The 13,063-nt window shown below is 64.2% G+C and carries 11 protein-coding genes and 1 tRNA gene; 5 read left to right on the forward strand and 7 right to left on the reverse strand.

All coding sequences use genetic code 11. From position 1 onward, the window contains the following. From HMPREF3176_RS02455 to HMPREF3176_RS02465, 3 genes are all read left to right on the forward strand, one after another. The coding region (locus HMPREF3176_RS02455; protein ID WP_141742342.1) for a Rib/alpha-like domain-containing protein at positions 1 to 1,882 on the forward strand (1,882 nt) is incomplete at its 5' end. Between the two features lie 107 nt (positions 1,883 to 1,989). Continuing rightward, a complete protein-coding gene (locus tag HMPREF3176_RS02460) occupies positions 1,990 to 2,478 on the forward strand; it encodes a GNAT family N-acetyltransferase (protein ID WP_083286198.1) in 489 nt (162 codons plus the stop codon). 4 nt (positions 2,479 to 2,482) lie between these two features. Next, positions 2,483 to 2,848 (forward strand): DUF4298 domain-containing protein, encoded by a 366-nt coding sequence (locus tag HMPREF3176_RS02465; protein ID WP_070457919.1) that lies wholly within the window; start codon positions 2,483 to 2,485, stop codon positions 2,846 to 2,848. Between the two features lie 69 nt (positions 2,849 to 2,917). On the opposite strand, the gene groL is transcribed toward HMPREF3176_RS02465, so the two are convergent. The 3 genes from groL to HMPREF3176_RS02480 form a co-directional block, all read right to left on the reverse strand. Then, the gene (gene groL, locus HMPREF3176_RS02470; RefSeq protein WP_070457921.1) at positions 2,918 to 4,552 is read right to left on the reverse strand and encodes a chaperonin GroEL; all 1,635 of its coding nucleotides are present in this window, start codon (positions 4,550 to 4,552) and stop codon (positions 2,918 to 2,920) included. 311 nt (positions 4,553 to 4,863) lie between these two features. Continuing rightward, the gene (locus HMPREF3176_RS02475) at positions 4,864 to 5,517 is read right to left on the reverse strand and encodes a LytR C-terminal domain-containing protein (RefSeq protein ID WP_070435609.1); all 654 of its coding nucleotides are present in this window, start codon (positions 5,515 to 5,517) and stop codon (positions 4,864 to 4,866) included. Positions 5,518 to 5,636: 119 nt separating this feature from the next. Continuing rightward, positions 5,637 to 5,873 carry a DUF3263 domain-containing protein gene (locus HMPREF3176_RS02480; RefSeq protein ID WP_070435608.1) on the reverse strand — a complete coding sequence of 79 codons (237 nt, stop codon included), beginning with the start codon at positions 5,871 to 5,873 and terminating at the stop codon, positions 5,637 to 5,639. Positions 5,874 to 5,909: 36 nt separating this feature from the next. Between HMPREF3176_RS02480 and HMPREF3176_RS02485 the strand changes: the two genes are divergently transcribed. Together HMPREF3176_RS02485 and HMPREF3176_RS02490 are read left to right on the forward strand one after the other, a co-directional pair. Continuing rightward, positions 5,910 to 6,602 carry a uracil-DNA glycosylase gene (locus HMPREF3176_RS02485; protein ID WP_070457924.1) on the forward strand — a complete coding sequence of 231 codons (693 nt, stop codon included), beginning with the start codon at positions 5,910 to 5,912 and terminating at the stop codon, positions 6,600 to 6,602. Between the two features lie 250 nt (positions 6,603 to 6,852). Next, complete coding sequence (locus tag HMPREF3176_RS02490; protein ID WP_070457927.1) at positions 6,853 to 7,581, forward strand: TetR/AcrR family transcriptional regulator; 729 nt, start codon at positions 6,853 to 6,855, stop codon at positions 7,579 to 7,581. A gap of 212 nt (positions 7,582 to 7,793) precedes the next feature. On the opposite strand, the gene HMPREF3176_RS02495 is transcribed toward HMPREF3176_RS02490, so the two are convergent. From HMPREF3176_RS02495 to HMPREF3176_RS02510, 4 genes are all read right to left on the reverse strand, one after another. Beyond that, positions 7,794 to 9,758 carry an NAD(P)/FAD-dependent oxidoreductase gene (locus tag HMPREF3176_RS02495; protein WP_070457929.1) on the reverse strand — a complete coding sequence of 655 codons (1,965 nt, stop codon included), beginning with the start codon at positions 9,756 to 9,758 and terminating at the stop codon, positions 7,794 to 7,796. Positions 9,759 to 9,956: 198 nt separating this feature from the next. Beyond that, positions 9,957 to 10,032: transfer RNA gene (locus HMPREF3176_RS02500), tRNA-Thr, on the reverse strand. 38 nt (positions 10,033 to 10,070) lie between these two features. After that, positions 10,071 to 10,883, reverse strand: a complete 813-nt coding sequence (locus HMPREF3176_RS02505; protein WP_070457932.1) for a DsbA family protein — start codon at positions 10,881 to 10,883, stop codon at positions 10,071 to 10,073. Between the two features lie 76 nt (positions 10,884 to 10,959). Next, positions 10,960 to 13,020, reverse strand: a complete 2,061-nt coding sequence (locus tag HMPREF3176_RS02510; RefSeq protein WP_070457935.1) for a protein kinase domain-containing protein — start codon at positions 13,018 to 13,020, stop codon at positions 10,960 to 10,962. Positions 13,021 to 13,063 lie beyond the last annotated feature (43 nt).

Here is a 13,063-nt window from a genome sequence, read left to right on the forward strand (position 1 = left end):
CGTGAAGGAAGCCGCAGCCGACGACGCCGCCAACGCTGCTCAGCAGTCCCAGGAGCTCGCCACTGAAGCAGCCCAGGCCCTCGCACAAGCGGAGATCGACGCCGAAGACGCAAAGGGAACCCCTGATGAGGCAGCGGCTAACGCCGCGCTTGCGGAGGCACAGAAGAAAGCCGATAAGGCGCAGACGCTGGCCGCCGACGACGCCAAAGACGCAGAACAGGCGCAGAACGATGCCACCGAGGCACGTAACAAGGCTGACCAGGCAAAGACCGACGCCGAGAACGCACAGGCCGAAGCCGATAAGCTGCAGACCCAGGCCGACGAAGACGCCGCCGCCGCTAAGCAGGCACAGAACGAGGCCGACGAGGCAAAAGCCGCAGCCGACCAGGCCCAGGCCGTAGCCGACGAGGCTAAAGCCGCCGCCGAAGCCGCCGCCGCAGAAGCTGCCAAGCTCCAGGCCGCAGCCGACCAGGCCCAGGCCGTAGCCGACGAGGCTAAAGCCGCCGCCGAAGCCGCCGCCGCAGAAGCTGCCAAGCTCCAGGCCGCAGCCGACGAGGCAAAAGCCGCAGCGGACCAGGCCCAGGCCGTAGCCGACGAGGCTAAAGCCGCCGCCGAAGCCGCCGCCGCAGAAGCTGCCAAGCTCCAGGCCGCGGCTGAGGAAGCGCAGAGGATCGCCGACGAGATCGCTGCTGGTCTCAAAGCGAAGGACATGTGTCAGCCTGTATACGCAGAGGTGACCGTCACCGAGGGCGAGACCGCTTACGTTGCCGCTCCTGCCTTCACCGACGAGGAGACCGGCGAAGAGCGCGACATGCCTGAAGGCACCACGTTCGCCCTCCAGGCCGGCGACATCGGAGGTGTGGAGATCGACGCTGAAACCGGCGCCATCACCGTCCACGCCACCTACGCTGCCCCCGCCAAGAACGTCTACGAAGTCCTCGTGACCTACCCCGATGGCTCCACCGACACAGTCGCCGCAACCGTCAACGTCACCGAGACCCCGCAGGCAAAGACCTACCAGCCGGCCTACACCGAGGTCACCGTTGAGCAGGGCGAGACCGCTTACGTTGCCGCTCCTGCCTTCACCGACGAGGAGACCGGCGAAGAGCGCGACATGCCCGAAGGCACCACGTTCGCTCTCAAGGACGGCGACATCGAAGGTGTGGAGATCGACGCCGAAACCGGCGCCATCACCGTCCACGCCACCTACGCTGCCCCCGCCAAGAACGTCTACGAAGTCCTCGTGACCTACCCCGATGGCTCCACCGACACAGTCGCCGCAACCGTCAACGTCACCGAGACCCCGCAGGCAAAGACCTACCAGCCGGTGTATGCACCTGCCGAGGTTGAGCGCGGCAAGGTTGGCACTATCGCAGCTCCGAAGTTCACCGATGAGGAGACCGGCGAAGAGCGCGACATGCCCGAGGGCACCACGTTCGCTCTCAAGGACGGCGAGATTAACGGCGTCAAGATCGACGAAAACACCGGTGAGATCACCGTTGAGGCGACTTACGCAGCTGTCGAGAACGTCTACGAAGTTCTCGCGACCTACCCCGACGGCTCGACCGAGGTCGTTGTCGCAACCCTCAACGTGATCGACACACCGGTCGATGAGCCCGGCCAGCCCGGTGAGCCCGGCGAACCTGGCAAGCCCGGCGAACCCGGTGAGCCCGGCAAGCCCGGTGAGCCTGGCAAGCCCGGTGAGCCCGGCAAGCCCGGCGACAACGGCATGACCAAGCCGATCAAGAAGGTTCCGGCTAAGGGTGGCAAGCACGCCCTCCCGCGCACCGGTGCTGAGACCGGCGGCCTCATGGCTGCTGCTGCCTCGCTGATTGCCGGTGGCGCGGCCCTCGTGACCCGCCGCCGCAAGAGCGAGCAGTGAGCTAACGCCTCACACATCGTTCAATAGTTGAACACACGGTGTGGCCCCCACTTCTTCGGGAGTGGGGGCCACACCCCGTTAACACCACACCCCGTTAACATCGAGACATGAGCGAACAAGTGCGCATCATTCGCGCGAGTCACAGCGACCCCCGGGTCAGTGCCCTGCACGCCGAAAAAGACGCCGAACTCGAGCCTCGCTACCGCGCCTACTACACCGCCCACCCCGAATATCAGGGCCGCAGCGACGAAACCCTCGACCCAACCACCATTCTCACCACCCTCCTCGCACTCAAAAGCGACAGTGCCGTTGGCACGGTTATGCTTCGTGCCCTTGCCGACCGCCTCGAAGTAAAACGACTCATCGTCGGAAAGAAATACCGAGGCCAAGGCATCGCTACCCAGCTCATGGAGCACATCGAAGAAGAAGCCTCGACCCGCGGCGCAACCGCGCTCTACCTCCACACCGGCAGCCTCCAGGAGGACGCGATCAGCCTCTACACGAAAACGGGATGGCAACGCCTCCCCCAGCTCTTCGTCCCCTACAAAGACGACGGTGTTTCCCAGTGCTACGTCAAGGCGCTCGTGCCACACTAAAACCATGAACAATAACGCCGCTCCCGAAGAGCACACCGCTGAACAAAAAGCAGCCCTCGAACGCCTAACCGTGGCCCAAGACAACCTCGTGAAGTCCCGCGAAGCATACGAAAAGGCCGTCGAAGGACTCGAAGCCATCAAGGCGTACAACGAGGCCATGAAGCCCCTCATGGCGTATTACGACAACGGCTGGCTCGCTGATGTCACCACAACCGAATCAATTGATGAGCGCCCCGAAGCTGCCGGCGAGGACGAAATCTGGGACATGCACGGCGGCCAGTATGAGCTCATGCGCGAACTGCTCGCCATCTCCTCGCACTTCTTCGTTCGCGTTCCCGGCGAAGGTGAAGAAGAAGAGCAGGAAGACTAGCGCCCCCACCACGACATAAAGGAACCCTCGCACTCGAAAGTGCGAGGGTTCCTTCTCGTTAGCGGGCGATCACATCATGCCGCCCATGCCTCCCATGGCGTCCATGTCGCCGCCGGCAGGAGCCTTCACCGGCTCCGGCTTGTCAGCAACGACAGCCTCGGTGGTAAGGAACAGGCCCGCGATCGAACCAGCGTTCTGAAGAGCGGAGCGTGTCACCTTCACCGGGTCGAGCACGCCAGCCTCGATGAGGTTCTGGTACTCACCTGTTGCGGCGTTCAGGCCCTCGCCCACGGGGAGCTGCTTGACCTTGGATGCGACAACGCCGCCCTCAAGACCAGCGTTCGAAGCGATCTGCTTGAGCGGAGCTTCGATCGCGACCTGCACGATCGATGCGCCGGTCGCCTCATCGCCCTCGAGCGAAAGCGACGCGAACGCGTCCTTGCCCGCCTGGATCAGGGCCACGCCGCCGCCGGCGACGATGCCCTCCTCAACGGCAGCCTTCGCGTTGCGCACGGCATCTTCGATGCGGTGCTTGCGCTCGTTGAGCTCGACCTCGGTTGCGGCACCCGCCTTGATGACGGCCACGCCACCGGCGAGCTTCGCGAGGCGCTCCTGGAGCTTCTCGCGGTCGTAATCCGAATCCGAAACCTCGATCTCGCTGCGGATCTGCTTCACGCGGCCGGCGATCTGGTCGCCGTCGCCCGCGCCCTCGACGATGGTCGTCTCATCCTTCGTGACAACCACCTTGCGGGCACGGCCGAGCACGTTGAGGTCGGCGGTCTCGAGCGACAGGCCAACCTCTTCCGAGATCACGGTGCCACCGGTGAGGATCGCCATGTCCTGGAGCATGGCCTTGCGGCGATCGCCGAAGCCGGGAGCCTTCACAGCAACCGACTTGAACACGCCGCGAAGCTTGTTGACGACGAGCGCGGGAAGCGCCTCACCGTCGACGTCCTCGGCGATGATTACGAGCGGCTTGTTTGCCTGGATGACCTTGTCGAGAAGCGGCAGCAGGTCCTTGAGCTGCGACACCTTCGAGGAGGTGAGCAGGATGTACGGGTCCTCGAGAACGGCTTCCTGGCGCTCCGGATCGGTCACGAAGTACGGCGAAATGAAGCCCTTGTCGAAGCGCATACCTTCGGTGAGCTCAAGCTCGAGGCCGGTCGTGTTCGACTCCTCGACCGTGATAACGCCTTCCTTGCCGACCTTGTCGAGAGCCTCGGCGATAAGCTCGCCGATTGCCGGGTCAGCGGCCGAGATCCCGGCGGTGTTCGCGATCTGCTCCTTCGACTCGATCTCGACGGCCTGCGCAATGAGCTTCTCGCTCACGGCGGCAACGGCCTTGTCGATGCCGCGCTTGAGGGCGATCGGGTTTGCGCCCGCGGCAACGTTGCGAAGGCCTTCCTTCACGAGGGCCTGCGCGAGAACCGTAGCGGTCGTCGTGCCGTCGCCGGCAACGTCGTCCGTCTTCTTTGCGACTTCCTTGACGAGTTCCGCACCGATCTTTTCGTACGGATCCTCGAGTTCGATTTCCTTAGCGATCGACACGCCATCGTTCGTGATGGTCGGTGCGCCCCAGGACTTTTCGAGGACGACGTTGCGTCCCTTCGGCCCAAGGGTCACCTTCACGGCGTCAGCGAGCTGGTTCATGCCCCGCTCGAGGCCGCGGCGTGCTTCTTCGTCAAATGCGATGAGCTTTGCCATGAGTGGTAACTCCCAGAGTGTGTGAGTGTGCTCCAGTCAGGTGCCCGCGACGGACGAGCCTTGCCCTCCCCTTCACGTCTGGGTCGGTGGGGCTCTCACCTCACTGGAAATCTCGCGGTGGCGTGTGTGGGGTCCGACGGTTGCCGGGAACCCGTTGTCACTCACGCCATGCGAGTGCTAACCCATCATAAGCACTCTGAGGCGAAGAGTGCTAACGCTCGCTGGGAATTTCTCTGGGAGCGTGATGGCACACCTCCGCGGCGCCTCTCGAGACGCGCATCGCGGAGGCCATTGACGCGCTGCAGCAGTCTTTACTCGCCGTCGTCGCCTTGCTCCGCGCCGTCAATTTCGGCGAGATCACCCGGCTCCTCGACGATGACAACCGTAATGTTCGCCCTGTACTTATCGGACTTCTCAGCCTCGACACCGACGTACTTCGCGAGGGCCTCGGCGGTCGCCTTATCCTCGTCATTCTTGTAGTAGACGCCGGCGTTCTTGGTGCGCTTACCCGTGTCGACATCGACCTTGGTCCAACCCTGCTCTTCGAGAGCCTTCTGCCAACGGCCAGCCATGCCCTGCTTCCGCTTACCATTGAGCACGAGAACCGGAGCTTCGCGATCGACTTCAGGGGCTGGTTCCTCGGAAGGCTGTTCGGTAGCACCCTCGCCACCGTTATCACCCTCGCCGCCATTGTCGCTCGCGGCAGGCTTGTCATCGCCGGAGTCCGCCGGAGCCGACGTCGATGACTCCGCTGGAGCGGGAGCATCCTCGCTCCCCTTACCCAGACCCGACACGGCCCACAGAACGAGTGCGAGCGCAAGCAGCGCCGCGACGATCACGATGATCGTCGAAAGATTCCGCTTGAAAAACGGCTCCTCAGCACGGTGCGCGCCGTGGGCGCCCACCTGATCGGCCTCGCGGTCAAACTGGTCCGGTTCGTACGGGTACGTGCTCTGATCTGCCACGAGGTCATGCTATCGGTTAACGCTGGCCTAAACGGCGATTGGGCACGCGGCGCGCCGAGGCAACAAACCCCATAGTGCTGCCCTCCCCCACGGCGACAACGACGGCGCGACATGTACGTCTAGGAACGCGTGCGTTCACGCAACCGTCGGACCACACTTGGCGCATACCGCACCGCCGCGGGCTCCCGCATGAGCCGCACGAGCCGCGCGTGATACCCCGCCGGCGTCAGCCCCGTAAGCCGCAGGATGTCGCGTTCCTTTGCGCCGGCGCTGCGGTACACGCGCGCCTCGAGATCGAGGATCGCGCGATCTGTTTCGCTCAGCTGCGGTTCATCGGCCAGTGGCTCATCGGTCATGAATTCAAGTCTAGGCACGCCCCGTACCCTGGGGGCATGAATGAGACCGCGCTGCCTCCCCTGACCGACATTATGGCCGCCGACTGGGCCGAAGCCCTCGCGAGCGTCGAACCGAACATCCGCCAGATGGGCGCCTTCCTGCGCGCTGAGCTCGCCGCTGGCCGACACTACCTCCCGTCGGGCGAGCGCATTTTTCGCGCGTTCGAAACCCCGCTTGCCGACGTACGGGTGCTCATTGTCGGCCAGGACCCCTACCCGACACCGGGCCACCCGATCGGCCTGAGCTTCGCCGTCGAGCGCGACGTGCGACCACTGCCCCGCTCGCTCCACAACATCTACCTCGAACGCGAGAGCGATCTAGGAATCCCACCGAGTCCGCACGGCGACCTCTCAGCGTGGCAAAGCCAGGGCGTCATGCTCCTCAACAGGGCACTCACGGTAGCCCCCGGCGCGCCCGCGTCGCATCGCGGGAAGGGGTGGGAGCAGATCACGATGCGCGCTATCGAGGCCCTCGTCGAGCGCGGTGGACCGCTCGTCGCGATCCTTTGGGGAAGAGACGCGCGCTCGCTCGCCCCAATGCTCGCCGAGGGCGGCGTGAGCACTATCGAGTCAGCGCACCCGTCGCCACTGTCGGCGCGCCGAGGATTTTTTGGGTCGAAACCGTTCTCGCGCGCGAACGCACTCCTCGCCGAAAGCGGCGCGCAAGCCGTTGACTGGAACACTCCTTGATGGGTCCACTGCTGCGCAATCGCCGTACGCACGTGATCTCCCCCACCCAAGCTGCGACACAAAAACCACTGAAACTGCACCAACCATTAAAGTTTTGGCAAAATCCCAGGTCCAAGGCCTATAGTGGCCGAACTAAACGCGCGTAAAGGCCCAAAACGTCCCACTTGCATTCGTAGAATCAAGGCCTATAGTTACGAAGTCGTTACATACCGGACCTGCCACACGGCACACCTGATTGGAGTCCACGGGAATGAACACCCCCCGCCATCACGACGAAGAGCTGCGCCTCGAGCTCATCGCAGAAGCGTCAAAGGCGCTCGCCAAAGGCGGCCCCGCAGCGGTCTCCCTCCGCGACATCTCCGCGGCCTGCAACACCTCGACTACCGCCATCTACTCACTCTTCGGCGGAAAAAAGCAGCTCCTCAACTCTGTCGTTGTCAGCTCCGCCAGTGATCTCGCGAAGCACCTCACCGAGGTTAAGCGCGAACAGGATCCCGAAGATTACCTGGTTGGGCTCGCAACCGCCCTCCACGACTGGGCAGTCAACAACCCCGAACTGTTTGACGTGATCTTCAACCAGGCCGACCAGGTCCCTGATCGGGCGGCGCAGGCCAACGGGGCACCGGGAGCGGCGAGCGCAGCAGCCGCCAAGGATTCCGACGCCACCCCGGACTCCATCGGGTTCGGTCTTTCACGTCGAGACAACCATCTGCTTACGGCGTTCCGCGCACTCGGCACCGATATCGGCGAGTTCGAAAGCATCGCGAAGCACCTCGCGCAGGCAATGTCGGAAGGCCGCACAAAATACGGCGCCACCGTCGACACCTCCCCCTCCGATGCCACAACGCTCCTGCGCGCCGTGTGGGCGAGCGCCCACGGGTGGACTCACCTCGAGATCCAGGGCTTCATCGATGCAGCGGGCTTCAACGACTTCGTACGCGCGGCGGTGAGGGCGGCGCTCAAGGCAAGCCGCGGCTGAGCCCAGTCCCCCGGCCCTATTTCCCCCCTGCCCTGCTTATCCTCCTGCCGCCTTCCCTTCTCCCGTGTTCCCACGTAAGTCATCACGCAAAATACGGGGCGGCTCCGCAAGTCACACAAGGTGCGACAAGCAAAGGGGCGCCGCCTCAGCAGCGCCCCCATCGTTGAGCGAATCGCCCGGGCCCCATGAAATAGGCCCCGGACAGCAGCGAATCAGACCTCGAGGCCCACGCGGTACCCCGTAGCCACCGCCTGAGCAACCTTCGCCACCTTCGACACGTCACCCGCGGTACGGAACTCGATTCCCGCAGCCTCGAGCTCGGAGGCGAGTCTATTCTCGCTGCGCATACCGATCGCGAGCACCACGGTCTCGGCATCGACGATGAGCTGGGAACCGTCAGCCTCGAAAACTGCGCCCGAGCCGGTCACCTCCACGAGACGGTGCCCCGTGTTCATGGGGACGCCGGCCTTCTTGAGCTTCGAGGTGACCGAGACGAGGTTCATGTGGAACGCCCCAGCCCCGAGCTGCGGCGCCATCTCGTACACGGCGACCTCGCCACCGTTTGCCGCAATTAGCTCAGCGGTTTCGAGGCCGGTCATGCCAGACCCCACGACAATCGCGCGGCCCGCGACCTCGCGAGTACCTCCCAGAATATCGATCGCATCCACAACATTGTCGCCATCGATGCCGGGAATGTTCGGCACAACCGGGGTTGCGCCGGTCGCGACGATCACGGCGTCAGCACCGAACGCGCGCACGTCCTCAACCCCGAAACGAGTCGACAGCCGCACATCAACGCCGACCTTCTCAAGACGGTGGGTGTAGTTCTCGACGAGCCAGCCCATCGGGTCCTTGCCGGGCGGGTTGGTGCCGGGCACAACCTGACCGCCGAGGGTGTCCATCGCCTCGACGAGGGTGACTTTCGCGCCGCGCTTCGCGAGTGTTTCGGCAGCTTCGCAGCCCGCGGGGCCACCACCGATCACGAGAGCCGTGCGACCTTCGGCGTTGCGCTCGAGCTCGAGCGGGAACTCCGATTCGAACCCACAGCGCGGGTTGACGGCGCATTCAATGTGGCCGCCAGAGAAGAGCGCCTCGAAGCAGTACATGCAGCCAATGCAGCGCGTGATGTCAGCGTCGCGGCCCTCGATGGCTTTGATTCCCCACTGCGGGTCGGCGAGCCACGAGCGGCCCATCGCGATGAGGTCCACGAGGCCGTCGTTGAGCATCTTCTCGGCCTGCTCGGGTTCGCGGATGATCGATACGCCCATGACGGGAATGCTCACGGCGTCGCGAACGGCGCGGATCATCGGGTCGCGCCAGTTGCGCGGGGTGTTGACGGGCTCGATGACGGTGATGCCCGTTTCATAGGTGCCCGACGACACCGAGATGAGGTCGGCACCGTGCTCCTCGCAGACCTTCGCAATGCGCACGCCGTCGGCGACTTCGTTGCCTTCGCCGGGCAGGCCAATGAGGTCGTAGCACTGCGATACCGAAAGGCGCACCGAGATCGGGAAGTCGGGGCCCACGACTTCGCGGATGCCGTCGAGGATCTCGACGAGGAAGCGGCAGCGGTTCTCGAATGAGCCGCCATATTCGTCCTCGCGCTTATTGGTGTGCGGCGAAAGGAATTCGTCAATGAGGTAGCCGTGGGCGCCGTGGATTTCCACGCCGTCCGCACCGGCTTCCTTCGCGCGGCGCGCGCCGTTAATGAAGTCCTGCACGAGGCTCTTCACTTCCTCGTTTTCAAGGGCGCGCACGGGGGCCTTGGTGAGCTCGGAGCGCACGGCGGAGGGTCCGACGGTGACCTGCCCCTTATTGAGCTGGGGAAGGCCCTGGTTGCCGGGGTGCTGGAGCTGGAGGAAAATCTTTGAGCCTCGCGCGTGAACGGCCTCGATGGCTTCGGCGAGCTGCGGCACGAGCTCGTCGCGGGTCACGGAGAGCTGTTTCGGGGTGCCGGCGCCGTGCTCGTCATTCACGCGGGTGATCTCGGTGATGAGGAGGCCACAGCCACCTTCGGCGCGCTCGAGCCAGTACTTGAGTAGGCGCGGGCCAACGGTGCCGTCGGCGTTCGCGAGGTCGCTGCCCATGGGGGTCATGACAAGGCGGTTGGGGATCTCGACGGTGTTGACGGTGAATGGGGTGGCAAGTGTGCGCACAGTCTGCGGTGCGGCGGTCATGGGGGTCCTTCTCTGTGTGTTGAGAGCCACTACTTACTTGTGACCCACACTACGCCCCTACATTCTTAGGGGCGGGGGCCTTCGGAGGCTTCGCGCGCTCTCGAGTATGTCCTGGCAGCGCTCACAGTCGTTAGGGCCAGAGCACACGAAAAAATCCCAGGCCTGACGACTCGAAGTCGCCCCGACCTGGGATTTTCTTGGAGCTGAAGATGGGGCTCGAACCCACGACCTGCTGTTTACAAGACAGCTGCTCTACCAACTGAGCTACTTCAGCATTGCGGCGCTCGCACTAGTGTAGCGTGCGCCGCGAGTTTAGTTACCCGAATCGCTTGCGCCACCGGCATCGCTCGCACCGGGTGTACCCGAGGCGGCCACAGCTTGCTTAAGCGCACCGGGGGTCTGCCAGGCGCCGTCGGATCCCCATTCTTTGCCATTGATGAGCACAGCCGGGGTTGCCGGCGAGAGTTTCGCGCCGGCGGGTTCGAGCACGTCTGTCGCGTAGCGGCGGAATTTCTGGTCCTTGATACACGAGAGGGTGCCGTCCTTCGCTCCGGCCTGTTTGGCGTACGTGACGAGCTCTCTGTCGCTCAGGCCGGGGCCACCCTCGACCGGTTGGTTGGCGAAGAGGAGTTCGTGGAACTTCAGAAACACCTCGGGCGAGTCTTCGAAGGTGCACACGGCGGCTCCGCCGGCGCGGGCGGAGTACTCCGTTGTGGACATCTTCTTGGAGAGGAAAGTGCGCACGTGGAAGTTCACGGTCGCATCGCCGCTCTCGATCATCTCGTGGAGGTCGGCGCTGTTGATCTGTTCGAAGTTGCCACAGAACGGGCACATGTAGTCGAACACGACGTCAACGACGGGCTTCGTGTCGTCTGCTTTGAAGGACAGCACGGGCTCCTCTTTGCTGATAGAAGAGGGCTGCTTGAGCGGCAGTTCAGGCTCAGGCGCGTTCGCCTTGTAGATCAGGAGGCCGATGCCGGCGACGAGTGCAAGTGCCACGACGACGATGGCAGCGATGATCGCCATGCGGGCGCGCTTTTGACGGCTCAGCTCTTTTTCGCGCTGCTTGCGAAGCTCGATACGCTGCGCTTCGCGCACGTCCTGCGCTGACGGCTTCTCGGCCATGAATCCTCCGGAGGGGTCGAATGCGGTAAACGGCGAATCGCCGCGTGCCAGCTTAGAGGATACGCGCGTGGATGCCTCATTTCCTCCAGGGCGAGATGTCTTCGAGGCGGAATTCACCCACGTAGGGGAAGTAGTCGATGTGTCCGCCGCGCGAGGCAATCGTGAAGCACACGGCTGCGATGAGCACGAGGAGAAGGGCGGCGAAGATCGCGGTCCACAGCCCGCTCGGTGTGGCTGCGTGCAAAAGGCGGTGGCTGCCGTAGCGCGTCGTGCGTGAGCCGATACCCCACCACAGCGACAGGGTCGTAACGCCCACGAGCACTCCCGCGTACACGGCGTAGTGCACCTCGAAGCGCGCGAGCCACACGAGTAGGGCGTCGGTCGCGAGCAGAACGCCGGCCGTGACGATTACGGGGATGAGCGCTTGAAGGAGCGCCTCGAGAAGGGCACCGAAGAATCGCGGCACTGCCAAGAGCGCTATCGAAGCGGTGATCCCACCCGAGCCTTTCCCTCTGTCCTGGCCTTTTTCCTGCGCGATCCATGAACGCTGCCACGTTCTTGCAAGGGCTGTCATCAGCACGAGCAGGATGAGCGCGGCGAGCGGCACGAGTGCGCCGAAGGCGGTGAAGAGCGCCATACCGAGCAGCACGAGCGTTGTGCGGTGCCTGGGCTCGCGCAAGTGGTAGGGCAGGGGCTGCAGCGGCATCGCGTACGGTTGCGCGCCGGGGGCCGGAGGGTACTGCGCCGCGGGGAAAGGGCCCTGCGAGCCAGGGGCTGGCATGGGCGCCTGCGGCACCGGTGCCGACGGTTGCCACGTCGGCACCGCATCCGCGTGCGGCGCGACGGGCGGCGCAGCAGGGGTCGAGATGGGTGCGAATCGGGCCGTGGGAGTTTCGTCGAGAACGGGCATGACTTGGGTGGGTTCCTCGTTGGAGACATCCCATTCATCCGTGTCGTCCCATTCATCGGTGGCGTCGTGGATTACGCCGGTGCTCTCCTCCTCTCCCCCTCCTGGCCCCGGGGAGCTATACGGAGGTAGGGGCGCCGTTGCCTCAGCTGCGCGAGCTGCTGCACCCGATGATGCCGCGGCGCCCGAGCCTGCCGTTCCGGCGCCGATTGGACCATCGAGTGTGCCGCGTTCACCTGTCTCAATCCGAGAAGTCGGGATCTCGGCGGGGGTCGAAGGGGAAGATGGGGACGAGGAGGTTGGGTCGTAGTTCCCATACACCCATGCATCCACATCGTGCTCGAGAGCCTCGATGAGCTTCTCCGGCGGCGTGCGATCGCCAGGCTCAGGGGCAAATGCCCCCTTGAACCATTCGACGCACGGCTCCGGCAACCCCTCGAGGTCGGGTCCAGCCATCGTAGCGAGGTTGTAGACCGTGCCGAGTCGCCCCTTACCGAAGGGCGGGAAGCCGGTCGCGGCGTGGGCGAGCATCGCGGCCCAGGCCCACCAGTCGGCAGCGGCGTCGACGATGTTGTTGCTGATCACCTCAGGGGCAAGATAGGAGATCGTGCCCATCATGAGCCCCGTCGAGGTCATGCGGGACTCTTCGGCGGCTTGGGCGATGCCGAAGTCGATAATGACCGGATCGACTGGATCGATGTCGAAGTCGAAGTGCGAGCCATGACCGGTGCGAAGCATGATGTTGCTTGGTTTGAGGTCGCGGTGCACGATCCCCTTCTCGTGAACGTCAAGAAGGGCCTTGCCGAGCGGCAAGCCGATTTCGCGTACGCATCGCAGCGGAAGGTGCCCCCAGTCGTCAATGACTTTCTGGAACGTGGGGCCCGAGATGTACTCGGTGACAAGGAAGGCGACATCGAGGTCGAATTCGGCATCGAGCACGCGAGAGACGTTCGGGTGATTGACGCGCTGAAGCGCGCGCATCTCTCGGCTGAGTCGAGCACGGGCGCGCTCGTCGCCGGCGATTTCAGGCCGAAGCACCTTGAGGGCAACGTCGAGTCCGGCCGCGTCGGTTGCGCGGTAGACGATCCCCATGCCGCCGCTACCGATGCGCTCATGAATGGCGTATCCGGAGTCGACGAGCATTTCACGAAGGTGCGATTCGTAGAAACTGGGGCGGCGCTGGGGTGTGCGCGCGCCGAAGTTGCCACCTGAATTCGTGGGGGTACTCATGCGCCCATGCTACCGATCCCTGAAGGCGCAGCCCTGAAGCGAC

The organism is Dermabacter sp. HMSC08H10 (assembly GCF_001807585.1).
GTDB lineage: Bacteria > Actinomycetota > Actinomycetes > Actinomycetales > Dermabacteraceae > Dermabacter > Dermabacter hominis.